The sequence below is a fragment of the Robertkochia sediminum genome (assembly GCF_016786255.1).
In the GTDB taxonomy this organism is placed as follows: Bacteria; Bacteroidota; Bacteroidia; order Flavobacteriales; family Flavobacteriaceae; genus Robertkochia; species Robertkochia sediminum.
The window spans coordinates 18,488-42,220 of sequence record NZ_JADMKT010000079.1 but is presented as its reverse complement, the minus strand read 5'-3'; the positions used below and the strand labels follow the sequence as shown (position 1 = coordinate 42,220).

The window sequence follows — 23,733 nt, the reverse complement described above, 5'->3', positions numbered from 1 at the left end:
TTCAGCAATACTGCCAATTTATCGAACACCGTGAACCGCTAACCAACAGTCAACTCAATTCATTCACCGAAGCCTTGGCGTAGGTGAACAACTAATAACTCAAGCTATTGAATCTATTCCTGTATTCAGTACCTACAGCTTATAGCTTATAGCTTATAGCTTAAAGCCTACAGCCTACAGCCTACAGCCTACAGCCTACAGTGTATAGCATACAGCTTACAGCCTAACTAAAAACGAACAACTAATAACTCAGTTTCATAATTTAACACTCCTTGGTATGAGATCTAAATTGCTGTAAATCAGCATAAAGTGTCATTCCCGCTTTCCCTGTTTCCCCACCTCCCCATTTAATTACGGTCAACCCTAAAACAATCTCCCCCTCATTAATTATATTTGCAGCAAAATTTTACCAATGATGCATCGCTCCGGATCTTCTCTGGCCTTCATAGCTATGGCCGTTATCCTTATGCTTTCTTCCTGCGTTTCCCGCAAGAAAGTAGCTTATTTCCAGAATATTGATCAGGCTATGGCTGCTGCAAAGCAGGTGAACTACACCCCGCAGATCCAGGCCAACGACATGCTGCAGATCACGGTTTCTTCCTATGACCTGAAAGCTGTTCAGCCGTTTAATTTACCTTTGGTGAATTCTCAGGGTATTACCGGCATGGGAGGGGGTATGCAGAATCAGCTTCAGGCATACTTGGTAGATAGTGATGGAAATATTCAATTCCCTGTACTTGGAGAACTCAAGGTGGCAGGAATGACCCGGCAGGAATTGATCAAGGACCTGGAAAACAGGATTGGTGAGTATGTAGTAGATCCTATCATTAATATCCGTATTGTGAATTATAAGGTGTCTGTGATCGGCGAGGTAACTCGTCCGGGGACCTACAATATACAGGACGAGCGCATTACGTTACCGGAAGCTTTGGCCATGGCGGGAGATATGACGATCTACGGCCGTCGTGATAATGTGATGGTGATCCGTGAGCAAAACGGAATTAAATCCTACGGATCAGTAGACCTTACCAAGGCCGATCTCATTGATTCTCCTTTTTACTACCTCCAGCAGAATGATGTGATCTATATAGAGCCTAATAAGGCACAAACCCAGGCAGCTGCATATAATAGGAATATACCGCTATTTGTATCAGTGGCTTCTATAATCCTTTCTGTAATTGTTGTTATAACCAATTAGTCCCATGAACGAGAACGTATTTATTGAAGAGCAGCACGAAGAGGAGCTGCATTTAAGAGAGTTGTTGGAAAAATACCTCCGTCATTGGAGGTGGTTTGTTTTGGGTGCTGTGGTTTGTTTGGCAGGTGCTTTTATCTACCTGCGCTATGCGACCAATGTATATAAAACACAGGCGAGCATCATCATTAAGGATGATAAGAATGGTGGAGGAGCGTCAGAACTTAGTGCCTTGCAGGATCTTGGAGTTTTGGGGTCTTTCAATTCCAATAGCGTAGAGAACGAGATCGAGATCCTTCGTTCTAAACGATTGCTGGAGAAAGTCGTTAAGGAGTTGGGCATCAATGTGAGTTACTTTGTTGCGGGAGAGGTGAAGCAGAATGAAGTGTATACCGCCAGTCCGTTTGTGGTGAAGGTTCTTAATTATGTTCCCTTTGCAGGAATGCCGGAAGAATCCCTGGAATTTCAATTAACCGGCGAAGACCAGGTAAGAATTCAACATCTTGGAAAATCTCAGGTCTATAAATTAGGGGAGACGATCACCCTGCCTTTTGCAGAGATCATGGTGCTGCCCAATACGCGAACCGATGTACAGCAAATGACTTCCAATACACCTGTTGAAGTGTATTTTCATAGGGTAGAAGGTGTTGCCGGAGGATTGAAGAGTGCCATCCAGGTGAATCTTTCCAATAAGAATGCTACCGTGATCAACCTGGCCTTGGAGCATCCGCTCAAGAGCAAGGCCCAGGATATTCTCAATGAGCTGGTACATCAGTATAACAAGGATGCGATCAACGACAACAACCTGATCTCTAAAAATACGGCTGAATTTATCGATGAGCGTTTGGAGATCATTAGTGGGGAGCTGGATTCGGTGGAAACCGATAAGGTCACCTTTAAAACAGCAAACAAACTAACCGATATTACCTCTGAGGCTCAGTTGTTCCTGGAGAATGCAAACGAGTTCAGTAAGCGTCAGCTGGACCTGGCTACCCAGTTGGAACTCACCAAAACCATGATCGAGTATCTCGGTCAGAATGACAATAGTAAACTGTTACCCACCAATCTGGGAACAGAAAGTGAAGGTCTCGCAACCCTGGTAGGTACATACAATACCCTGGTGATCGAGCGTTCGCATATGCTGAAGAACTCTACGGAAAAGAACCCGGTAGTTCGTAATCTTGATAGTCAGATCGACGGGCTTCGTGAAACGGTGCTGAAAAGTCTGGAAACCCAGAGAACAGCGTTGGAGATCGCTTTTAAAGATCTGAGCCGAAGAGAGGTGGTGATGGACAGGCAGATCGCTAAGGTGCCTACCAAAGAGAAGGAATTCCGCGGGATCGAAAGACAGCAGAATATCAAGGAGGCCCTTTATTTATTCCTCTTGCAAAAAAGAGAAGAGGCTTCGATCTCTATGGCGGTAACAGCGCCCAAGGCGAAGATCGTTGACTTTGCAAGCAGTTCTAATCTGCCAGTGGCTCCAAAGAAGAATATCGTATTAGGAGGTGCATTCCTTTTAGGGTTGCTCATCCCTTTCTTATTCATTTACGTTGGAGAAGTATTGAATAATAAGATCCTTAGCCGTAAGGATATCGAACGCCGTCTTCCGGAACTGCCTATTGTTGGTGAGTTGCCTCGTATTGGAGATAAGGAAGAAAAACTGATCGCCCTTGACGACCGTTCGGTGATGGCTGAAGCCTTTAGGATCATGCGTACCAACTTACAGTATATGTTCGTGGATCGTAAAGAGGAAGGCGCCAAGACCATTTTGGTGACATCGACCACCAAGGGAGAAGGGAAGTCGCTAACGGCAGCGAACCTCGCTATTTCCCTCGCGGGTACCGACCGTAAAGTGTTGCTTGTTGGGGCGGATCTTAGAAATCCACAATTAGCGGCTTACCTGGAGCATAATAAACATCGCGCGGGACTTTCAAACTACCTGTATGACGATAAGGTGAATGTGGATAGCATTATTCACAACTCCGGGGTGCATAATAACCTTGACCTGGTGTCTTCGGGAGCCATTCCGCCAAACCCGGCAGAGCTGCTGATGAGTAAAGGAGTGGAAGCTTTCTTTAATGAGGTGAAAGCCCGTTACGATTATTTAGTGATCGATACGGCGCCATTACTCCTGGTGACCGATACCCTCCTCATCAATAAATATGCCGACGTTACCCTTTACCTCACCCGTTCAGGATATACCGAAGAGCGCTTTACAGAATTTATCGCCGATGCCGTAAAACGCAAAAAGCTTAACAACGTAGCCATCGTTCTTAACGATGTAAGCATGGCCAACTTTGGTTATGGTAATAAATATGGATATAACTATGGTGGGGAGAAGGAGACGTTCTTTACCAAGGTAAGAAAGAAGCTTTCGGCATATAAGACGAGATGCTAATTAAATATTCAGATATTTTGAAAAGCCTTCCATTTTTGGGAGGCTTTTTTTGGTTAAAAAATAAGCGAATAAGCTAATAGGCAAATAGGTTTATGGCTTATCACTTGATCATATTTATAGAAAATAATCTATATTTGTAAAAAGTGTTTGCATGTATAGTTTTTATTTTGAACGATTGGATGTATGGCAGCATTCCAGGAAGTTGATAAAATTGGTCTATGAGGTTTCAGATTCTTTTCCTGACAAAGAAAAGTATGGCTTGGTTTCGCAGGTTAGGAGGTCATCGGTAAGTATATGTGCGAATATTTCTGAAGGCTTTTCAAGAAAGACAGATAAAGAAAAAGCTCGATTTATAAACATGGCCTATAGTTCTCTGTGGGAAACGATAAGTCATTTAATAATAAGCAATGATCTGGGCTATTTGAATAACAATAATTATGAAGGGTTAAGAAAAGAGGCAGAATCAATCGCCAGGCAACTCTCAGCTTTAATAGCTAGATTGGAAACTTCAAATTAGGGACTTGTTAGCTTATTCGCCTATTTACCTATTAGCCCCTATCCAAACAATTGATTAGTCCTCTCAAAGATAACTTCCAACTGCCCAGCCATTTTCTTACTCACCTTAAACTCCAGCAATCGTTGAAGGTGACGTGCATGATGTGCATCCGTCCCAATAACATCAACAAGATCATTCTCAAGAAGCATCTCCGCTTTTTGCTGAATCGATTTCCCGTAGTACCCGGTAAGGGAAAGCGCATTGACTTGCAATAAACACCCCTGATCTCTCAGGCGTTGAAAATGTTTCGGTTTTTTAAGGTATCCATAACGCTCCGGATGGGCGATCACCGGGGTATACCCTACATTGGTCATTTCAAAAATGAGGTCTGGAAGGTTAAGCGGGGCTGCCAGGAATCCGGTTTCGATGAGGACTAAATTATTAAATAGGGGAAGTAGGGCCTTCTCCTGCAGTAATCGTTCAAACTGTCCGTCGGTCATATGCTCGGCTGCGGCTTCGAGGATGATATTGATATTCGCATTTTTAGCAGCAGTTCTTAGTTGGGTCAGGGTGGTGGCGATCTTTTCGGCGTCTACCTTGTAGTAGTCTTCCATAATGTGCGGGGTGCAGATCACCTTGCGATAGCCCAGTTGCCGGTAGTTTTTAAGCATGTCAAGCGCAGTACCAAGGTCTTTTGCGCCGTCATCCAGCCCCGGTAGCAGGTGACAATGGATGTCTACTGCATTGTTCGTGAGTTCTTTAAATAAAATTTTAGAGGAAAAGAAAGAGAGCATAGGTAAATTCTTCTTAAAATTATATCTTCACGCGTGAAATATACCCCATATTTCGACGTTTACTGCGGTGAATGTAACCATTTAAATTGATATTAACAGCGACCTGCTTAACCTATGAAAAAATTCTACGGAATCCTGGCGGTATGCCTCTTCGCCGGATCATTACTACATGCACAAGAAACCCTTTGGTCGGGAAGCCTTGAAGGCCTCGGCGTTTTCGGAACCGATGAAGAACTTCCTTTCTGGGCCTATTCCAATACCTTTGGGCGTGTAGAAAAGGAGAGTAACTTTTATATGCTCGGTACGGCAGCTGCCCGAAAGGACCTGGCACGTTGGGGTTTTATCGAGGCCGGAGCCGGAGTACTCCTGAATAATGGTGGTAGTCCTGACCTTCGTGCCGATCACTATTATGTGAAATGGGAAAACTACTGGTTTGGGGTGGTTGCCGGAAAGGAACAACCTGAATTAAAATACAACGGACTCTCAGCTTCCGATCCTTCCTTTTTATTCTCGAACAATGCAAGACCACTGCCCGGGGTGCGTATCTATACCCCAAGACCTTTATTATTGGATAATAAAGAGAAATGGCAGCTGGAAGCCGATTGGGCGGAGTACGTGCTCGACGACGACCGCACTATTGGTAATGCCCGCGTGCATACCAAAAGTGTGAACTTCATTTACAACCACGACGAACGCAACCAGGTGCAGGCCGGATTCCAGCATGTAGCTCTATGGGATGGAGCCTGGCCGGTAAAGGGCGTGTTTGTTGACGGGATCACCGATTACGCTTCCATTTTCTTTGGGGCAATGGATCGCGAGAAGAGCAAGAGTACCGTAAATGGTGTAGGTGGCGACTGGAATCAGATGGCTACCTACCGTTTTAAATATCGCCGTATCAACAAGACCTTTGATATTGAGTTGTTCTGGGATCACCTGGCAGAACTCGGCCCGGGGATGCGCATGGCCAACTTCCCAGATGGGAAATGGGGGTTCTATGTGCAGAACAAGCGGGAAGAGCCCATGTGGGATAACTTCCTCTATGAGTTCTATTACACCCGCAACCAAAGCGACTGGAAGGGGGAGAATGAAAACTACTTCAATCACGGCGTATACCAATCCGGATGGACCTACCACAACCGTGTGATCGGGGTGCCTTTCTTTATTGAAGGTGAGAACGGGATCATCTCCAACCGCTTCCTGGTGCACCACTTCGGACTCGAAGGTATGGTAGGCACGGTGCCTTACAAAGGTAAACTCAGCTACCGCCGTAACTACGGACTCAAAGACGTGCCTTATACAGGTCCTAAAGTAGTGCTTTCGGGATTACTCGAAGTATACATCAACAACAACGTATTACCATTCACCCTATTCGCCGCCGGAGATTATAGCCAGGAGAACAGGAATGCAGCGTTTGGGGTGAAGGTGAAGAGAGTGTTTTAAAAAGATCAAAGGCAATAAGCTTTAGGCGGTACGCTATATGCAATAAAGTATAGTGTTCCACCTATTTTATTTGTTTTTAAAGCTTTTTACTTAGGTTGTATAGCTGACTCTTGATGTGGTTAACTTCATCTAAGAGGATATTAGTCTGGGCGGATTCAAGGAACTTTAGATCCGTAGTTAATATTAGGAAGTATTCTAATTCGTGCGCTGATCCCAGAGCTATATGGATGAAACGATTAAAATCTTTGTCGCTTGCCCTTCCACAACCTTCACTAAAATTAGAAGGGATCGAATAGGCAGCACGTTGCATTTGGGATATAAGTTGATATTTCTCGGAATTGGGCAGGAGTGAAGTGAGTTGGTATATTTTTAGCGTCAATGCATGACTCCTTTTCCAAACTTCATATTTCCTGAAATTTCTCATCTTCTTGTATTGTGGTACAAAGTTATAGAAAATAACCTAAACTATATCTAGCCTACAGCCTACAGCCTACAGCGTATAGCGTAAAGCTTAAAGCCCACCTAAGTCAAATTTATACGTGGCTTAATCTCCTCCAACGTTTTCGCAATTTCCCTACACATTTACGGAATTCCGTAATGACATTACATATTAACGGTTATCATCTATTTCGTGGAAAACTTACCTCTTTTAGACAAGGCTAAACCTAGATATTCTGCTATATTTGTCGGCTGATTGGTGCAGGGATCCGGGATCTCTTAAAAACATGTATTTACAGGCGTTTAAGGATTTTAGATCTACACTAAACGAGCTTTAGTTTACCTGCTCTTATCACCATGAAATCGTGAAGTTAGATTCTGGAACTAACAATTTATAATCTATAATTCACAATCTATAATCAATACGCGGTGTTTACGCCGCCACACTTGCCCCAAGCCAGTGAACTCGCACCGGTATCATGACGCATTTAACTGCGAACTGAAAACCTATAACCGAGAACTGAATTGGGAGTTAGTGCGGCGGAGCCGTAGAAATTCTAGAATTACCTACAACTATCATACCTGATGTCAGAATTGAAATTAAAAGTATTGGTTACCGGTGGAAATGGACAACTGGGTAGCGAATTAAGGGTGCTTTCTAAAAGCTATCCTTATGTTTGGTTCTTTACGGATCGCGAAGTACTGGATATAACCAATTCTAATGCCATAACTTCTTTCCTTGAAAAACATCAACCTGATGTGATCATCAATGCTGCGGCCTACACCGCTGTGGATAGGGCGGAAACTGAGGTTGATATGGCTACGGCCATTAATCATGGGGCGGTAAAAACCCTTGCTGAGGAAGCTGCTAAAAGGGGCATAAAACTGGTGAATATCTCTACCGATTATGTTTTTGATGGGGAGGGGAAGGAACCCTATCATACTGACGCTCTTTGTTATCCGAAGAGTATGTACGGGATCACAAAGCGTCATGGGGAAATGGCCATGATCAACGCGGCTCCGGACCATTCGGTAATTATTCGTACGTCCTGGTTGTATTCGGTATATGGGCATAATTTTGTAAAGACCATGCTCCGAGTTGGTGGGAGCGGTAAAGCGCTAAAGGTAGTGGATGACCAGATCGGCAGTCCAACCAATGCAGCCGACCTGGCAAAAGTCATATTAGATATTCTGCCTAAACTCAATCATGAAGGGGTGCGTTTGTATCACTATGCGAATAAAGGAATAACAAGCTGGTATGGTTTTGCCAAGGCTATTTTTGAACTGGAAGAAATGAACGTGGATGTACAACCTGTTCCTTCCAGTGAATATCCCACCCCGGCACCCAGACCTTCTTATTCCGTTATGGCGACGGAAGATCTCGAAAATGATTACGGTGTAATCATCCCTGACTGGAAGGAGAGCCTGCGAACCATGTTAGTACAACTAAAGATCGGTCAGGACTAAAAACTTATTTCTTCAACAATTATCATCCTTAAATTCAAATTATGGATAGCAAGAATATTTTAATAACCGGCGGAGCAGGTTTTATTGGAAGCCATGTAGTACGCCTATTTGTAAATACCTACCCTGAATACCGTATTTTTAATTTGGACGCCCTTACCTATGCGGGAAACCTGGAGAATCTAAAAGATATTCAGGAGAAACCGAATTACACCTTTGTGCACGGGGATATTACTGATATTGATTTTATCAAAAACCTGTTTTGTGAACATCGTTTCGATGGGGTGATCCATCTTGCTGCAGAGTCGCATGTCGATCGTTCGATCACCGATCCGTTGGCCTTTGCTAAGACCAATATTTTGGGCACCATGAGCCTGCTTAACGCTTTTAAAGAGCTATGGCAGGACAACTGGGAGGGCAAACGCTTTTACCATGTAAGTACCGACGAGGTGTATGGTACTCTCGGGGAGACCGGATTGTTTACCGAGGAAACGTCGTATGACCCAAACTCGCCATATTCGGCGTCCAAGGCCAGCTCTGACCATTTTGTAAGGGCTTATGCGGAGACCTATGGAATGCCCATCGTGATCTCCAATTGTTCGAACAACTACGGGCCCAATCATTTCCCGGAAAAACTGATCCCGTTATTCATCAATAACATCATTAACGAAAAACCGCTTCCGGTTTATGGAGACGGGAACTACACCCGCGACTGGCTCTATGTGATCGATCACGCCCGCGCTATCGACCTGGTTTTCCATAAGGGTGAAAACAGGGAGACCTACAATATCGGCGGATTTAACGAATGGAAGAATATCGACCTGGTCAAGTTGCTTTGCAAATTGATGGATGCCAAATTAGGCAGGGAAGAAGGGGCTTCGGAAAAGCTGATCACCTATGTAAAAGACCGCCCGGGTCATGACCTGCGCTATGCCATAGATGCCTCCAAGATCAATAGAGAACTTGGATGGAAGCCTTCTGTGACCTTTGAGGAAGGCCTTGCAAAGACCATCGACTGGTATTTTGATAACAAGGAATGGCTCCATAATGTCACCACAGGAACCTACCAAGAATACTATGATAAGCAATACCAAAATGCTTAGTTGATCACGTTCGGAAGTACGCACTTGAATCTATAATTTATTCATTTACAATCTATAATCAATATGAAGGGCATCATTCTCGCTGGAGGTTCCGGCACCCGATTATATCCCATTACCCGTGGCGTTTCCAAACAGCTACTTGCGGTATACGACAAACCCATGATCTATTACCCTTTGTCGGTATTGATGCTGGCAGGCATCCGTGAGGTTCTGATAATCTCAACTCCTGAGGACCTTCCAAGTTTTCAGAACCTATTGGGAGACGGGTCGGAGTTGGGAATGGAACTGCATTACAAGGAGCAACCTTCTCCCGACGGACTTGCCCAGGCATTTATTATAGGAGAAGAATTTATAGGTGATTCGGATGTAGCCCTGGTCCTGGGAGATAATATATTTTACGGACACGGGCTGACAGAATTGTTGAAGCAGGCCAGGAAGAACGTGGAGGTTGAAGGACAGTCTACGGTGTTTGGATATTATGTCAATGATCCTGAGCGCTATGGCGTGGCGGAATTTGATAAGGAGGGTAATGTGATCTCAATTGAAGAGAAACCGGAACAACCAAAGTCAAATTACGCGGTAGTAGGTTTGTATTTCTATACCAATGAAGTGGTGGAGATTGCCAAGAATGTAAAACCCAGCCATAGGGGAGAGTTGGAGATCACTTCAGTGAACCAGGAATACCTCGATAGAAACCAGTTGAAGGTGGAGCTTATGGGACGAGGGTATGCCTGGTTGGACACCGGCACCCATGAATCTTTGCTGGAGGCCGGAAGTTTTATCCATGCCATTGAAAAGCGGCAGGGCCTCAAGGTAGCCTGCCTGGAGGAGATCGCCTATGAACAGAAGTTTATTGATGCAGAACGTGTGAAGCAATTGGCAGAGCCTTTGCTTAAAACCGGCTATGGACAATATCTAATGAAAAGGATCAAAAAATGAAACTGACAGAAACTAAGATCAAAGACTTGTATATTATAGAGCCCAAGGTGTTCGGAGATGACCGCGGATACTTTATGGAGAGTTTTAAAGAATCCTGGTTTAAGGAGCATTTCCCGGATATTCATTTTATACAAGACAATGAATCCCGCTCATCCTATGGAGTATTAAGGGGGCTGCATTACCAGAAACCACCCTTTGCCCAGACCAAACTAGTTCGGGTTATTCAAGGTGAGGTTTTGGATGTAGCAGTTGATCTTAGAAAGGATTCTCCTACCTATGGTGAGCATGTTTCGGTGATCCTGTCAGGGGAGAATAAAAAGCAGTTTTTGATTCCTAAAGGCTTTGCGCATGGATTTGTTGTACTCAGTGAGGAAGCGGTATTTAGCTACAAGGTGGATAATGAATATGCGCCGGATTATGATGATGGGATAATTTGGAATGATAGACACTTGAATATAGATTGGAAATTGATAGAGGAGGAGCTCATACTTTCTGAAAAGGATAGAAGACTAAGTGAATTTTTAAAAGGTAATAAACCTTCGACTGTAGACGAAGATTAGTTTCTTTAAATCATTATAAATGCTCTTAATCTAGTCCGTAGTGCGAACCACACTTCATAAATTAATAGATCCAAATACCTTAGATTTTCTAGGGAAGTCATACAAGCTGCTTGTTGTAAGGGTACTATTGCTGATTTTTAGCTTTGTAGTAAGTATCATGCTTGGTAGGTATTTAGGTCCTAGTGGTTTGGGAGTAATAAACCTAGTTGAGCGAATTATATCTTTAGCAATTATAATTGTTCTATTTGGGTCTTCTCAATATTTAATCAAAGAAGTTGCAATAGCAAAAGGTAAAAAACAATGGCAAAAAATATATAATATTTTGCATTCATCATTACTCTATTTATTTATTGGTTCATTGATTTGTGCTTTATGCCTTTTAATAGGTTCAGAGTATATCGCTACAGGACTATTTGATGAAAACAAAATGCAAATACCATTGTGTATTGCTTCTTTGTCAGTGGTGTTTCAAGTTGTAAACAGAATCTATTCATCAGCTCTTAATGGTTTTGATAAGATATGGCAATCATCATTTTTCAATGAACTTATTACAACCTTCTTGGTCTTATGTATTATAAGTTGCTTTGTATTTTTTCAATTAGATCTTACGATTGTAAATGTTAGTATTTTTTACCTTTTCAGTAGACTTATAGCGATGTTGAGCTCATGGTTCGTATGGAAAAAGGTTTTTCCTTTTAGGTTCAATTCAAGTCGTATTAAATTTAAATCTCTTTTTAAATCGTCTTTTCCATTTCTTTTAGTATCTGCAACTGGGTTTGTTGGAGCAAATATAGATGCTTTAATGGTAGGTATTTTAAGCACCTCGACGCAAGTTGGTTTATACTCAGTTTGTGTGAGGGTTGCTTTAGTATCTACAATATTGTTGCAAATAGTAAATACTACATTAGCCCCTAGATTTGCTGCATTTTATTATGAGGAGAAGTATTCAGAATTGAATAGTTTAATTAAAAAAATAAGTATTGGTCTTGTAATAACCTCTGTAGGTCCTCTATTAATTTTCATCTTAATGGGTGAAGGTATTTTAGAATTTTGGGGAGATGGTTTTAGATCCGCATATTGGATTCTAGTTACTTTAGCATTAGGGCAAATGTTCCAGGTATTAGGTAATACTTCGGGACTAATGCTTGTAATGTGCGGTTATGAAAAAATTCAGGCTAAACTTTCTTTTAGTTCAATTTTGCTGAATTTGTCGATTAATTACTTTCTTATTTCCAATTACGGAGCCTTAGGTGCTGCTATAGCGACTTCAATTGTGTTTTTTTTAGAAAATATTTTAAAAGTCTATTTCGCGAAAAGGTTTACTGGAATTGTAACATTACCATTCTTGAAATGATTAAATAATTACAATTATTCACCAAAGATCTGTTAAAAGATTTTGCAACTGATTAAGCAGAAAAATAATAAATGAAAAGCTCAAAGAGGCTTTTGGAAAGAACAATTCTAAGCATTTTAGTATTGATGTGCATTCAATACATTCCAATTGAAGGTAATGGAGTCAGTTTTATTAAGGTGGCAGGTATGCTATTAACTCCATTAATTTGGTTGCATAATTTTAAAGGCTTTAGTAAGGCATTCAAATGGGGTTTACTTTGTGCTTTTGCTATTTTAATATCGATAGGTTACAATAGTGAAAGCTTTCGCTTGTCAACAGTTATTTACAAACTTTCTTTTGTTTTTATGTTTGTTATGTATTATGACTTAGTTTATTATCATCATAGTTTACACTTAGAAGTATTTATCAGGTTTTTAAAAAGGCTAATCATATGGTTCACGATGGTTTTGATTATTCAGCAAATATTAATCTTGACTGGATTTCGCTACGTGCCATTATTTAACTTTGTTGAATTTATTGATAGAGGTATAGGTAGTAATTCACTTTCATTAGAACCATCACATACTGCTCGTATTCTAACGGTTGTAATGTTGGTTTTGTTGCGTATGTTTGAAGTTAAATGGGGTAAAAATCAACTTAATTTAAGCCGGTTCTTTAAGGAAAATAAATGGATCATAATTGCCTTCCTTTGGTCTATGTTAAGTATGGGGAGTGGTACTGCTTTTGTAGGGTTAGCAATTCTGTTAATCTATTTTGTAAAAAGAAAATATATAGTTTTTTTCTTCATAATGGTCGGAGCTATTTATTTATTAGCACCAAGTATAAAGTATGAGCCTGTAATAAGATTGAAAAATACTTTTGAAGCCGCGCTTACCTTAGATAGGCAGGCAGTAATTGAGGCAGACCATAGTGCTGCAGCAAGGGTTGTTCCTTTGGTAAATTCAATTAATGATTTGGATATAGATGACATGGACACTTGGTTAGGTAAGGGGATTGACAGCTCTATAAATTCGGAGTATTTGGGTGAAGATCAGCTGATAGGAGGAATTAATGATTATGGACTATTAGTATTTTTACTTTTCGTTGGTTTTTTTATATCATTTTGTGCACCTGGTATTTTGACTATTGAACAACTTATATTTTTAGTGCTATTGAGTGCTACAATTGGAAACTTTGCTTACGTATGGGGCATACTTATGTTATTAACTACTTCAAAATATTTTATGCATAATGGAAAACGAATTAACCATAGCTATTTGCGCGTATAATTGTGAAAACTATATAAAAGAGACATTAAGTTGTTTGATTAATCAAACTTATAAGAAGTTTAACTTGTTAATTATAAATGATTGCTCCACAGATAATTCTGTAGAGGTTATTCGCAACTTTTTGTCTGAAAAGAATTTTAATTATGAATTAGTAAATTTTAAAATTAATAGGGGTCTGGCTGCGGGCAGAGCATATATTGAACAAAAAGTTAACACAAAGTATATCCTATTCATTGATGCAGATGACTGTCCTTACCCTACTTTAGTAGAAAAGTTATATAACAAAATATCGGAAGATAAAGATATAATTGCTGTTGGGTGTTATCATGAGTTCATTGATTCAAAAGGAGCAGAAATTTCCGGAGGCATTTACATTGGAGCCAAAACAAAAGAGGAATTCTATAAAAAAGCTGGGAAAGAGAAGTTAATATTCATGCAGCCAACTGCAATTATCGATCGAGAAGCTCTTCTTTCTGTTGGAGGTAGAAGTATAGAAGGTTATCCAGAGGGAAAACCTCGATATCAGGATCTATGCGAAGACTTGGACTTATGGACTAGGATGAGCGATTTATATGAGGAAGGAAAGGCTATTCTTGTTGTTCCCCAAGTTCTGTGTAAGTACAGAAAACATGAAATGGCATTATCGGCAAATTCTTTTGGAATGCTGCTGCGCATGAGACATATAAAGACAAACTTAAGGCGAAGGCGATCCGGACAAACTGAATTAACTTTTATTGAATTTTACAAGAATATTGAGGAAAAGGAAATAAAAGTTCTGCAAAAAAAGGCTTTAAGTGCGGATTTAGTGAGAAACAGTTTTTACGCTCTTAAAAAGAGGGAGTACTTTCGTTTTCTCAAGTCACTTTTTCATGTTTCTGTTTCGGATCCCATATACTTGTTAGATAAAATTAAAAACAATTCAGGATTCATAAAGTAGTATGATTAATTCGATAAAACTATTGTCTCGTATTTTTGAGTTTCTAAATAATAATTCGAAATATGCCGTCCTAAGAAATTATGATGGGCTTCCTGAGAATAATACGAGTAGAGATATTGATATTTTAATAGAGCGTAAGGATTTCCTTAATCTTGAATCTGAAATCATTAATTTAATTATTGAGTTTGATTTTAACATTGTCACCTTATACAAGAGCGAGAAAATTTATACATATGTTCTAGGGTATGCCTCTAGTAATAAAGTGGATTTAATTCAGTTTGATTTCTTTTTTAATACATCCATATATGGTTTTAAACTATTGAACGAAAGATCTGTTTTAAATTCAAGACAATTTAATGGTAAGATATATCATGTTTCTAAAGAATTCGAATTCTTGGATAAATATTTACAATTGAAATTCTTAAATAGAACATATCCTATTAAGTATGAAAATTTAAAAATTGATATGCAGGATAATGTGCTTTTACCTAAATTAATTAAAGAGAATACTGGATTTGAAAATATTGCATGTATAGAGGAGCTTTCCTTGAATAAATTCCGAAAAGGAATAGTTATTAATTCCTTTAGAAAAAAACCTTTAGAGCAGGTAGTGCTTACCGTTAAATTTTTATCTTTTTATATATATAACAGTATTTTTTATAGGGGCTTTAGTATAGGGTTTACAGGCCCTGATGGAGCCGGAAAGACAACAATCATAGACATAATTAGTAAAGAGTTATCTAGAGTTTATTCTAGTATGGGGTATTTTCATTTTCGTCCAAAGGTATTACCCAATATTGGAGAAGCGGCACATAAGGTAAAAATCACTTCTGATGTAGATAAAAATTACCATAATCCTCACAGGGGTAAAAGGACCGGAAGGCTAAACTCTTTTCTCCGCCTTGTATACTACAGTTTGGATTACATATTGGGATATTTTAAAACAATCAGACCGTATTTAAGTAATCGTAGCATTGTTATTTTTGATCGTTATTATACAGACATTATTGCTGACAGTAGACGGAGTCGTATTCATCTTCCAACAAAATTTCTATACAGATTTGGTAAGTTGTTTATCCCAAAATTAGATTATAATATTTTGTTAACTGCCAATGCTGATACCATTTTAGCTAGAAAAAGGGAGCTTGACAATGCCGGGATTAATTCGATCAACTCAAAATTGAACTTTCTTTCGAAAAAACCTGAATATTTTTTAACGATTAATGAAGGAACTGCCAATGAAGCAGTGACTGAAATATTAAAGGAAATTTTCGAAAGTCAGCATCATAAAAATATTAAAAGGCTATCAACCCGATGAAAAATAATCGAACAAAGATTTTCATATCAGCCTATGCCTGTGAACCCGGCTTAGGATCCGAGATTGGAGTGGGATGGAATTGGGTGTTGCAAATGTCAAGGTATTTTGATCTTTGGGTGCTGACCAGAAAAAGTAATCAGGATACTATTGAAACCTGGTTGTTTGAGAATCCTTTAGAAAATCCGCCGCAATTTATTTATTATGATCTCCCAAAATCACTACGTTTTTGGAAAAAAGGTTTGAGAGGGGTCCGCACTTATTATGTACTTTGGCAAAAATTGACGAATTCCCTGGTTAAGAAAACAATGAAAGAGAATGATATTGAGATCTATCATCTTCTTACCTATGGGAATGCCCTTTGGCCGGTAAGTTCCTATGGTAGAAAGCAATTTTTCATTTGGGGCCCGACCGGGGTGGGGGATCAGATACCTAAGGACTTTTCTTCCCAATACGACCGTAAATGGAGAGTAATAGAAAGGATCAGAAGAGGTCTCGCGAAATCTTTAAAATACAACTTGGGATATAAGAATCGGTGCCATCACGCCGATCTTATTCTATGTAAAACAAGACGCACGAAAGAAAGTATTCCTTCAAAGCACCAAGGTAAGGCTGAAGTCTGTACAGACGTTGCAGTTGAACTTCAGGATGCATGCACACTATCCGGGAAAGTAACTTTTGATAAAAAGGTGAAATATTTGGCGGTTGGCAGGCTCGACCCTTGGAGAGGTTTTGATTTGATCATAGAGGCATTTAAGGAAGTGGTAGCCTATTCTTCTGATGTTCATTTGGAAATTCTTGGTAAGGGATCCGACCAACAGCGGTTGGAAGCTTTAATCGCAAAGCATGGACTTCAGGATCATGTTACACTCACTGGTCAGGTTGCTATGGAAGCTTATAAGCAGAAACTCGCGGAGAGTGATGTTATCCTTAATCCTGCGCTGAAGGAAGGTGCAGTTACCGTTTCTTTTGACTCCATGGCCTTTAAAAAACCTCTGATTTGTGTAGATACCGGTGGGTATACCCGATACTTTGAGAATGGAGAGGGGATTGTTCTCTCCATGTCCTCTCGAGATGAATTGGTGAAAAACTTTTCAAGTTCCATGATCAAGCTACTGGATGAGGAATTAAGGTGTGGAATTGGAGAGAATGCTTACCAGGCAGGACTGAATTATTCATGGGACCACAAAGGTAAAGAGATAGCCGCCTTGATCTCTAGAGCCGTAGCTGCAAATCTCAGGAATTAACTTTTTTGGACATTGAAATATCTAAAACTCATAAATGCAGAAGGTAAGGAATGGTTTATGCCGGAAAAGGGGTGTGCTACTGGCCTGCAATTGTACCAGCCAAGTAGTTTTAAAGGTCAACTCCTCAAAAAATACCTGCCATATGTCAAAGGTCTACACGTGGTTTTGGAGCGATTTCATATTGAAAAACAAGAGTACACGATACCTCAGGATTTCCAGGATATCTGTCACCAGGTTTTTGATGCTGAGGTATTAGAATACGCTTTTTTTAACGGAACGCCTTCTGTACATCAAAAACAGGTGATTCAAATATTTAAGGAGAATTCCATCCTAGGATATGCAAAACGATCTTCCGTTCCGGGAATTAAAGCGAATTTTGATCTGGAAACCCGAATCCTTAATAAACTGCATTCGGCAGGAATCCATAATGTTCCGCAATGTTTGTACCTGGGTACTCTATCAAATGAAGAGCAGTTGTTCATCCAATCAACTCGGAAAACAAAGTCATCATTCACCCATCATACCCTTAAACCGTTACATTGGGATTTTTTATCAACGGTTAAGGAAAAGACCGGCCAGGTCTTTGAATGTAAGGAGTCAGGATTGTACAATTCCTTGCTGAAATTTCAGGACTTGATCTCCGGTTTTCAATTGAAGGATTTCGATATTTTAAAGGAAAGGTTGCGGGCGGTTTTAAAGGAACTGGAATCCACTAAACTTCCGGTGTCGGTTTACCATCGCGACTTCACGCCCTGGAATATGTTTGTGGAAAAAGGGAAATTGTTCGTTTTTGACTGGGAGTACGCAGAAACTGCTTACCCTGCCTATTTGGATGCTTTTCATTTTTATACCCAAACGGCCATGCTGGTAAAGAAGTGGTCTCCGGAAAAGGTTTTTAAAGGCTATGTTAAGCAGCGCATTACATTTAAAAAGTATATTGCCGATCCTGATCGACTTTATCAATATTACTTACTAGATATCATGAGCCTTTACCTGGATCGTGAAGACAGGGTACTGAGTGCGGAGGAGGCCATTGAGATCATAGCACCATGGTTACAATTATTCGAATTTCTATCTGCCTATGATGGCACAAAGTGAGCGTATCACTTTAAAATAGCCTCCGTAAAATTCGATTTATTTTTAATAGCACAATAAGACTTATAAAAACACAACTTATCAAGTAAATGGAAAAAATACGCGTACTATTTATTCTAGGTACAAGGCCCGAGGCCATTAAGATGGCACCTCTAATTAAAGAGTTTAAGAAAAACAGTCAATATATTACCAAACTTTGCGTTACAGCACAGCATCGTGAGATGTTAGATCAGGCGTTGACTTTTTTTGATATACAACCCGATTTTGATCTTGATCTGATGAAGCCTGGCCAGAATTTATATTTTCTAACTGCGGACATTATTTCCGGTCTCAAGCCCGTATTGGAGGAATTTGCACCGAGCTATGTTTTCGTACATGGTGATACAACCACAACGATGGCTGGTAGTATAGCAGCCTTTTATGCTGGTGCTCAAATTTGTCATATAGAAGCTGGTTTAAGGACTAGAAATCTATCTTCTCCGTTCCCAGAAGAGGCAAACAGACAGATAACCGGCAGAATTACCAAGTGGCATTTTGCCCCTACCGAAACTTCCAAAGAAAATTTGTTAGAAGAAGGTATATCAAGAGATCAAATAGTAGTTACCGGCAATACGGTTATTGATGCTTTGTTGGAAAGCGTTAAAAAGGTAACTGCAAAACCATCCGCATATATTGAACAACTTTCGGATCAAATTGGTTCTGGAGATGTAATTCTTGTCACCGGGCATCGAAGAGAAAATCATGGAGAAGGATTTGAAAGAATCTGTCAGGCTCTGAAGCAAATAGCTATCGAAAAGCCTGATGTGCAAATTGTTTACCCGGTGCATTTAAATCCAAAGGTCCAGGGACCGGTAAATAGAATTTTAAAAGATCAAAGCAATATTTTATTGATCGATCCGATGGAATACCCCGATTTTATTTGGTTAATGAATAGGGCAAAAGTGATCATTACAGATAGTGGAGGTGTGCAGGAAGAGGCGCCTAGTTTGGGCAAACCTGTTTTAGTAATGAGGGACACCACCGAGCGTCCTGAAGCTGTTGATGCAGGCACCGTTAAACTTGTGGGTACTGAGATCAACTTAATTGTCCGAGAAACATTAAGACTGCTAGATGATCAGGATTATTTTGATTCTATGAGTAAATTACAGAATCCATACGGTGATGGAAAAGCATGCCTTCGAATCCTTAATTTTTTAAACTCACTTTATGAAAGTCCTGTTTCAATCTAGAAAGACTTTATTTTCAGCTCCAGGAGGAGATACCACTCAGCTTTTAAAAACAAAAGAGTATCTGGAGAAATTAGGCGTTCAGGTTGATATTACCATGGAGCTAACTCCTGACCTGAATGGGTATGATATTGTTCATGTGTTTAATCTCATGAGACCTCAGGATATTTATTTACAAGTCCAAAATGCCAAAAAGCAATCAAAAAAAGTAGCACTCTCAACTATTTACGGTCCTTATACGGAATATGAAAAAAAGGCGCGAGGAGGAATTTTACAGGTTTTAAATAGGTTTTTCCCAATCACTACTATTGAATATTTTAAGGTGATCGCAAGAGTTGTACTTAATAGGGAAGTCAGTAAAGGAACCTTGGTCTATTTACTAAATGGTCATAAGAGATTACAACGAAAAATAATTGCGAATACCGATGTATTCTTACCGAATTCCGTATCAGAAATGAATCGTGTTGCCAAGGACTTCAATTTGAAATCATATCAATTTGTAGATATACCCAATGCGGTAGATTTGGACACTTTCAATTATGAAACTGTAGAGATAGACGAGAAGAATGAAATTTACAGGGACTGTGTGCTTTGTGTATCCAGGATTGAGGGAAGGAAAAATCAGCTAAATCTTGTTCGAGCATCTAAAAACCTTCCTTATCATTTCGTATTTATAGGAAAGCCCGGAGCCAATTTTAAGAAATATTTCGAGCAGTGTAAGGAGGAAGCTGGTGATAATTGCACATTTTTAGGAGTGATACCGCATGAAGATCTTCCGCAATTTTATAAACTTTCAAAAGTACATGTTCTGCCTTCATGGATGGAAACACCTGGATTATCCAGTCTTGAGGCAGGTGTTATGAAAAATAATCTTGTTGTAACTGAAAAAGGTGATACAAGGGATTACTTTGAAGACTACGCTTATTATTGCGAACCTGATCACATTGATGGAATGGTAAGTGCAATTCAAAAGGCATTTATGGAGGATTTCGACCATGAATTAAGGAATAAGATCCTGAACAATTATAGTTGGAAGGATACGGCAAGAGAAACTCTAAAGGCATATAAACTAATTGTGGACTCTGATGAGTGAAAAAAGGATAGCAATTATCGGTATCCAGGGAATCCCTGCCAAATATGGCGGTTTTGAAACCCTTACAGAGCATCTCACCCGAAATCTTTCCGACCGGTTTAGCTTAAGAGTGTTTTGTAGCTCTGTAGATTATCAAGAACAGTTAGATGTTTATAATAATGCAGCCTTAAGTTATATCCCACTAAAAGCGAATGGTATTCAAAGCATTCCCTACGATATCATAGCCTTTTTAAGATCTTTCAGAACTGCGGACACGCTGTTGGTATTGGGGGTTTCCGGTTGTATAGTATTACCCCTGGTCAAAATGATTTCAGGCAAACGAATCGTCACCAATATTGACGGTTTGGAATGGAAAAGAGCCAAATGGGGTAACCTTGCACGCAAGTTCCTGAAATTTTCGGAACGCCTGGCTGTAAAATATTCTGATGTGGTCATTGCCGATAATAAGGTGATCCAGGACCATGTATGGGAACAATACGGCAAGAAAAGTGCGCTCATCGCCTATGGAGGAGATCACGTAAAAAGACAGGAGGTCAATGCTATGGCTTTGAAAGAATACCCTTTTCTTCAGGCCCCTTATTTCTTTAAAGTTTGCCGCATAGAACCGGAAAACAATATACATATTGTTTTAGAAGCATTTAAGGGGCTTGAAGATAAACCTTTGGTTATTGTAGGAAACTGGAATAATAGTGAATACGGTAAGAATTTGAAAGTTACCTATGGTACTGTTTCCAATATTACGCTTTTAGATCCCATTTACGACCAGGAAAAGCTTGATGTACTTCGCTCGAACGCCCATGCCTATATTCACGGACATAGTGCCGGTGGTACCAATCCGAGCCTTGTTGAAGCCATGTACCTGGAATTGCCCATTATTGCATTTGATGTAGCTTATAATCGGGAGAGCACTTCAAATAAGGCAATATACTTTAAAGATGCGGCAGAACTCAAAGAATTGGTAGATACCATATCAATAGCCGATATCCGGGATGTCGGAGTTCACATGGGCTCTATCGCAAATAGCCAATATCGCTGGGTAAAGATCGCCGAGCAATATGCAACCCTGTTTTAGTGATAATTTGTACAAGAAGTAATGGTGTACTCTTTGATTTATGTTCGTCAATACTTTCGATCTCATTTTTAGACAGGGCTATGAAATTGATACAATGAAGGAATAATAAATTACAGTTGACATGAAGATATTCGTTTTAACAATGACTATACTATGCAGTACTTTGGTAAATGCACAGGACTTTCGAAATACCACATGGGGTATGAGCAGAGCTGAAGTTATTCAAGCAGAAGGAGGAGAGCCAGATATGAATACGGAACAATTGGTGCTTTATAAAACTACTGTGGCTTATATGGAGGCAATGGTTGGTTATTTTTTTATAAAGGATACCCTTTGTAAGGCGTCCTATATCTTTAATAATGATCATACAAATCAGAATGAGTATGTTGAAGATTATGAACGCATTCAATCTATTCTCACTGATAAATATGGTAGACCAGAGAAAAGTGAAGAAGAATGGAAGGTAACCAACTGGAAGGACAATCCCGGATTTATTGGTCACGCCTTAAGCCAGGGTGACGTGGTTTTGTATAATGTTTGGAGTAATGAGGATGTGATCATCCAGCAAAAGCTATACGGTGAGGATTACAACATTTTACATTCCGTACTTTATGAAAGCAAGAAGTTCCAACAACTGATCGAGGAAGAACGGAGAAAGCAGATTAATTCGGAGTTTTAGATTGGCAATATTCTTATGAGTTTTATTTTTATTATTAAATCTCCTTCTTAACGACCATTATAGTTTTAATACTTATATAAGTGTCTGATTAAAAAACATTAACTTACGGATTCCCGTAAATGATTTTCACAATAATTTAACTACATTTACCCTCGAAACTAACGACCTGCTATGTTATATCTCTACCTTTGTCTAAGCTTTATCGGAGGCTTTTTTCTGGCCTACCTGCTTATACCTAAGATCATCGGGATTGTGCAGTATAAAAAGTTGTTTGACGATCCTAATGATCGTTCTTCCCATAAAGAGGTAACTCCAACATTGGGAGGTATTGCCTTTTTCCTGGTGCTTAGTTTTTCCCTGTTCTTTGTTCATGAGTTCGATGCTAGTGATGTGGCTTTTCACTTTGTTCCGGCCCTGACCATGCTTTTTATGATCGGCCTGAAGGATGATCTCCTTGCAGTGTCTCCAAAGACCAAACTCATTGGACAGGTGCTTTCTGTAGGTTTTTTATTGGCACATTCCACCTTTGAGATCACCGATCTTCACGGATTTATGGGGATCGAGACCTTACCGGTCTTTGTGCATTATTTTTTGAGCGGATTCATCATGATCGCGATCATCAATGCCTATAATCTGATCGATGGGATCGACGGACTCGCCGGAATGCTCGGCTTTGTGATCCTTTCCGTGTTTGCCGTGCTCTTTCATATTTCGGGACAGCCTTTCTTTACGCTTATGAGTTTGTCGCTTGCAGGTGCCCTGGCAGCCTTCCTGATCTTTAACCTTTCAAATACCCGTAAGATCTTTATGGGCGATACGGGATCTATGATCGTTGGATTAGTGATCGCGGCCTTTACGATCAAATTGTTGGCGCTACGCACGAATAACGACCTGCAATTACCATTTAATCCCGAGATCCTTCCCATCATCGCCATGAGTATCCTTATTATTCCGTTGTTCGATACAGGAAGGGTTTTCGTATTACGACTCATGAAAGGGCGTTCGCCTTTTGATCCGGATCGTAACCATATCCATCACCTCCTTATCGATCACCTGCATCTGAGTCATCGTCGTGCCAGTTTTATCATAGCACTGTTCTCCAGCTTCTTTGTGGCAGTGATGATGTTCCTGGGGGCCAACTTTGATAATTACCTGGTACTTGGAGGTATCTTTATTGTATCGGTACTTGTCCTCTTATTTACTACCTATCGCTTGTCGAGAGGATTTAAAAACCTTAAGAAGCGTATGTTGGTGCGTAAACGCCTGAAGTCGATCTTAAAGACCAATAACCGTAAGCAACCGCCGCTGATCTGGATTCCGAAGGTGAAACGAGCGTCATAAAAATTGTGAATGGTGAATTATGAATTGTGAATTAGACTTACCGTTGCTTAAATAAAACATACAACTTACTTTAGAAGCTTCCCTTGTGGAGGCTTTTTTTATTGAGGTAACAAGTAATAGGTAATAAGTAATAGGGTAAATGAAAACTATTGACTAATAGAATCATGATGGAGTTATCTCATGCTGTCCTATTTTAAATATTTCCCTGACAGAAAAAGCTTCTAATCGGTGGAGAATTTCTTTTTGTCCATTATCCCATAAAAAGAACGTGCATATATT

21 protein-coding genes are annotated in these 23,733 nt (G+C 40.0%); 19 read left to right on the top strand and 2 right to left on the bottom strand.

The features are described from left to right. The first annotated feature begins 412 nt into the window (after positions 1 to 412). From IS446_RS13165 to IS446_RS13155, 3 genes are all read left to right on the top strand, one after another. Positions 413 to 1,198: a polysaccharide biosynthesis/export family protein gene (locus IS446_RS13165; protein WP_235996505.1), complete on the top strand. Its 786-nt coding sequence runs from the start codon at positions 413 to 415 to the stop codon at positions 1,196 to 1,198. A 4-nt stretch (positions 1,199 to 1,202) separates the two neighbouring features. Beyond that, entirely contained in the window at positions 1,203 to 3,593 is a 2,391-nt protein-coding gene (locus IS446_RS13160) for a GumC family protein (RefSeq protein WP_203061219.1), read from the top strand. A 151-nt stretch (positions 3,594 to 3,744) separates the two neighbouring features. Beyond that, complete coding sequence (locus IS446_RS13155; protein ID WP_203061218.1) at positions 3,745 to 4,110, top strand: four helix bundle protein; 366 nt, start codon at positions 3,745 to 3,747, stop codon at positions 4,108 to 4,110. 38 nt (positions 4,111 to 4,148) lie between these two features. Here the strand turns inward: IS446_RS13155 and IS446_RS13150 are convergent, their stop codons facing one another. After that, complete coding sequence (locus tag IS446_RS13150) at positions 4,149 to 4,883, bottom strand: tyrosine-protein phosphatase (RefSeq protein WP_203061217.1); 735 nt, start codon at positions 4,881 to 4,883, stop codon at positions 4,149 to 4,151. Positions 4,884 to 4,997: 114 nt separating this feature from the next. On the opposite strand from IS446_RS13150, the gene IS446_RS13145 reads away from it, so the two are divergent. Continuing rightward, a complete protein-coding gene (locus tag IS446_RS13145) occupies positions 4,998 to 6,323 on the top strand; it encodes a capsule assembly Wzi family protein (RefSeq protein ID WP_203061216.1) in 1,326 nt (441 codons plus the stop codon). Positions 6,324 to 6,399: 76 nt separating this feature from the next. On the opposite strand, the gene IS446_RS13140 is transcribed toward IS446_RS13145, so the two are convergent. Then, entirely contained in the window at positions 6,400 to 6,747 is a 348-nt protein-coding gene (locus tag IS446_RS13140; RefSeq protein WP_203061215.1) for a four helix bundle protein, read from the bottom strand. A 599-nt stretch (positions 6,748 to 7,346) separates the two neighbouring features. Here IS446_RS13140 and rfbD point away from each other — a divergent pair. The 15 genes from rfbD to IS446_RS13065 all read left to right on the top strand — a co-directional run bounded on the left by rfbD (position 7,347) and on the right by IS446_RS13065 (position 23,454). Continuing rightward, on the top strand, positions 7,347 to 8,228 hold the full coding sequence (rfbD, locus tag IS446_RS13135; protein ID WP_235996504.1) for a dTDP-4-dehydrorhamnose reductase: 882 nt from the start codon (positions 7,347 to 7,349) through the stop codon (positions 8,226 to 8,228). A gap of 41 nt (positions 8,229 to 8,269) precedes the next feature. Continuing rightward, positions 8,270 to 9,328: a dTDP-glucose 4,6-dehydratase gene (gene rfbB, locus IS446_RS13130; protein ID WP_203061214.1), complete on the top strand. Its 1,059-nt coding sequence runs from the start codon at positions 8,270 to 8,272 to the stop codon at positions 9,326 to 9,328. A 63-nt stretch (positions 9,329 to 9,391) separates the two neighbouring features. Further along, positions 9,392 to 10,267 (top strand): glucose-1-phosphate thymidylyltransferase RfbA, encoded by an 876-nt coding sequence (rfbA, locus tag IS446_RS13125; RefSeq protein WP_203061213.1) that lies wholly within the window; start codon positions 9,392 to 9,394, stop codon positions 10,265 to 10,267. Further along, complete coding sequence (rfbC, locus tag IS446_RS13120; RefSeq protein ID WP_203061212.1) at positions 10,264 to 10,827, top strand: dTDP-4-dehydrorhamnose 3,5-epimerase; 564 nt, start codon at positions 10,264 to 10,266, stop codon at positions 10,825 to 10,827. The genes rfbA and rfbC overlap by 4 nt, the downstream gene beginning before the upstream one ends. A gap of 40 nt (positions 10,828 to 10,867) precedes the next feature. Continuing rightward, positions 10,868 to 12,181 (top strand): flippase, encoded by a 1,314-nt coding sequence (locus tag IS446_RS13115; protein WP_203061211.1) that lies wholly within the window; start codon positions 10,868 to 10,870, stop codon positions 12,179 to 12,181. 71 nt (positions 12,182 to 12,252) lie between these two features. After that, on the top strand, positions 12,253 to 13,449 hold the full coding sequence (locus tag IS446_RS13110) for a hypothetical protein (protein WP_203061210.1): 1,197 nt from the start codon (positions 12,253 to 12,255) through the stop codon (positions 13,447 to 13,449). After that, positions 13,412 to 14,386 carry a glycosyltransferase family 2 protein gene (locus tag IS446_RS13105; protein ID WP_203061209.1) on the top strand — a complete coding sequence of 325 codons (975 nt, stop codon included), beginning with the start codon at positions 13,412 to 13,414 and terminating at the stop codon, positions 14,384 to 14,386. Before IS446_RS13110 ends, IS446_RS13105 begins: the two co-directional genes overlap by 38 nt. A gap of 22 nt (positions 14,387 to 14,408) precedes the next feature. Continuing rightward, positions 14,409 to 15,704, top strand: coding sequence for a hypothetical protein (locus IS446_RS13100; protein WP_203061208.1), 1,296 nt, complete (start codon positions 14,409 to 14,411; stop codon positions 15,702 to 15,704). Then, a complete protein-coding gene (locus tag IS446_RS13095) occupies positions 15,701 to 16,948 on the top strand; it encodes a glycosyltransferase family 4 protein (RefSeq protein ID WP_203061207.1) in 1,248 nt (415 codons plus the stop codon). Before IS446_RS13100 ends, IS446_RS13095 begins: the two co-directional genes overlap by 4 nt. A gap of 12 nt (positions 16,949 to 16,960) precedes the next feature. Then, entirely contained in the window at positions 16,961 to 18,046 is a 1,086-nt protein-coding gene (locus IS446_RS13090) for a phosphotransferase (RefSeq protein WP_203061206.1), read from the top strand. Between the two features lie 86 nt (positions 18,047 to 18,132). After that, complete coding sequence (gene wecB / locus IS446_RS13085) at positions 18,133 to 19,272, top strand: non-hydrolyzing UDP-N-acetylglucosamine 2-epimerase (protein ID WP_203061205.1); 1,140 nt, start codon at positions 18,133 to 18,135, stop codon at positions 19,270 to 19,272. Further along, entirely contained in the window at positions 19,250 to 20,362 is a 1,113-nt protein-coding gene (locus IS446_RS13080; protein WP_203061204.1) for a glycosyltransferase family 4 protein, read from the top strand. Before wecB ends, IS446_RS13080 begins: the two co-directional genes overlap by 23 nt. Next, on the top strand, positions 20,355 to 21,434 hold the full coding sequence (locus IS446_RS13075; RefSeq protein WP_235996503.1) for a DUF1972 domain-containing protein: 1,080 nt from the start codon (positions 20,355 to 20,357) through the stop codon (positions 21,432 to 21,434). Before IS446_RS13080 ends, IS446_RS13075 begins: the two co-directional genes overlap by 8 nt. A 121-nt stretch (positions 21,435 to 21,555) precedes the next feature. Continuing rightward, on the top strand, positions 21,556 to 22,113 hold the full coding sequence (locus tag IS446_RS13070) for a hypothetical protein (RefSeq protein WP_203061203.1): 558 nt from the start codon (positions 21,556 to 21,558) through the stop codon (positions 22,111 to 22,113). 171 nt (positions 22,114 to 22,284) lie between these two features. Beyond that, positions 22,285 to 23,454 (top strand): glycosyltransferase family 4 protein, encoded by a 1,170-nt coding sequence (locus IS446_RS13065; protein WP_203061202.1) that lies wholly within the window; start codon positions 22,285 to 22,287, stop codon positions 23,452 to 23,454. Positions 23,455 to 23,733 lie beyond the last annotated feature (279 nt).

Bases quoted from the DNA above. Each gene is read 5' to 3' on its own strand.
- IS446_RS13165 (WP_235996505.1), top strand. From the start codon at position 413: ATGATGCATCGCTCCGGATCTTCTCTGGCCTTCATAGCTATGGCCGTT.
- IS446_RS13160 (WP_203061219.1), top strand. From the start codon at position 1,203: ATGAACGAGAACGTATTTATTGAAGAGCAGCACGAAGAGGAGCTGCAT.
- IS446_RS13155 (WP_203061218.1), top strand. From the start codon at position 3,745: ATGTATAGTTTTTATTTTGAACGATTGGATGTATGGCAGCATTCCAGG.
- IS446_RS13150 (WP_203061217.1), bottom strand. From the start codon at position 4,883: ATGCTCTCTTTCTTTTCCTCTAAAATTTTATTTAAAGAACTCACGAAC.
- IS446_RS13145 (WP_203061216.1), top strand. From the start codon at position 4,998: ATGAAAAAATTCTACGGAATCCTGGCGGTATGCCTCTTCGCCGGATCA.
- IS446_RS13140 (WP_203061215.1), bottom strand. From the start codon at position 6,747: ATGAGAAATTTCAGGAAATATGAAGTTTGGAAAAGGAGTCATGCATTG.
- rfbD (WP_235996504.1), top strand. From the start codon at position 7,347: ATGTCAGAATTGAAATTAAAAGTATTGGTTACCGGTGGAAATGGACAA.
- rfbB (WP_203061214.1), top strand. From the start codon at position 8,270: ATGGATAGCAAGAATATTTTAATAACCGGCGGAGCAGGTTTTATTGGA.
- rfbA (WP_203061213.1), top strand. From the start codon at position 9,392: ATGAAGGGCATCATTCTCGCTGGAGGTTCCGGCACCCGATTATATCCC.
- rfbC (WP_203061212.1), top strand. From the start codon at position 10,264: ATGAAACTGACAGAAACTAAGATCAAAGACTTGTATATTATAGAGCCC.
- IS446_RS13110 (WP_203061210.1), top strand. From the start codon at position 12,253: ATGAAAAGCTCAAAGAGGCTTTTGGAAAGAACAATTCTAAGCATTTTA.
- IS446_RS13105 (WP_203061209.1), top strand. From the start codon at position 13,412: ATGGAAAACGAATTAACCATAGCTATTTGCGCGTATAATTGTGAAAAC.
- IS446_RS13095 (WP_203061207.1), top strand. From the start codon at position 15,701: ATGAAAAATAATCGAACAAAGATTTTCATATCAGCCTATGCCTGTGAA.
- wecB (WP_203061205.1), top strand. From the start codon at position 18,133: ATGGAAAAAATACGCGTACTATTTATTCTAGGTACAAGGCCCGAGGCC.
- IS446_RS13080 (WP_203061204.1), top strand. From the start codon at position 19,250: ATGAAAGTCCTGTTTCAATCTAGAAAGACTTTATTTTCAGCTCCAGGA.
- IS446_RS13075 (WP_235996503.1), top strand. From the start codon at position 20,355: ATGAGTGAAAAAAGGATAGCAATTATCGGTATCCAGGGAATCCCTGCC.
- IS446_RS13070 (WP_203061203.1), top strand. From the start codon at position 21,556: ATGAAGATATTCGTTTTAACAATGACTATACTATGCAGTACTTTGGTA.
- IS446_RS13065 (WP_203061202.1), top strand. From the start codon at position 22,285: ATGTTATATCTCTACCTTTGTCTAAGCTTTATCGGAGGCTTTTTTCTG.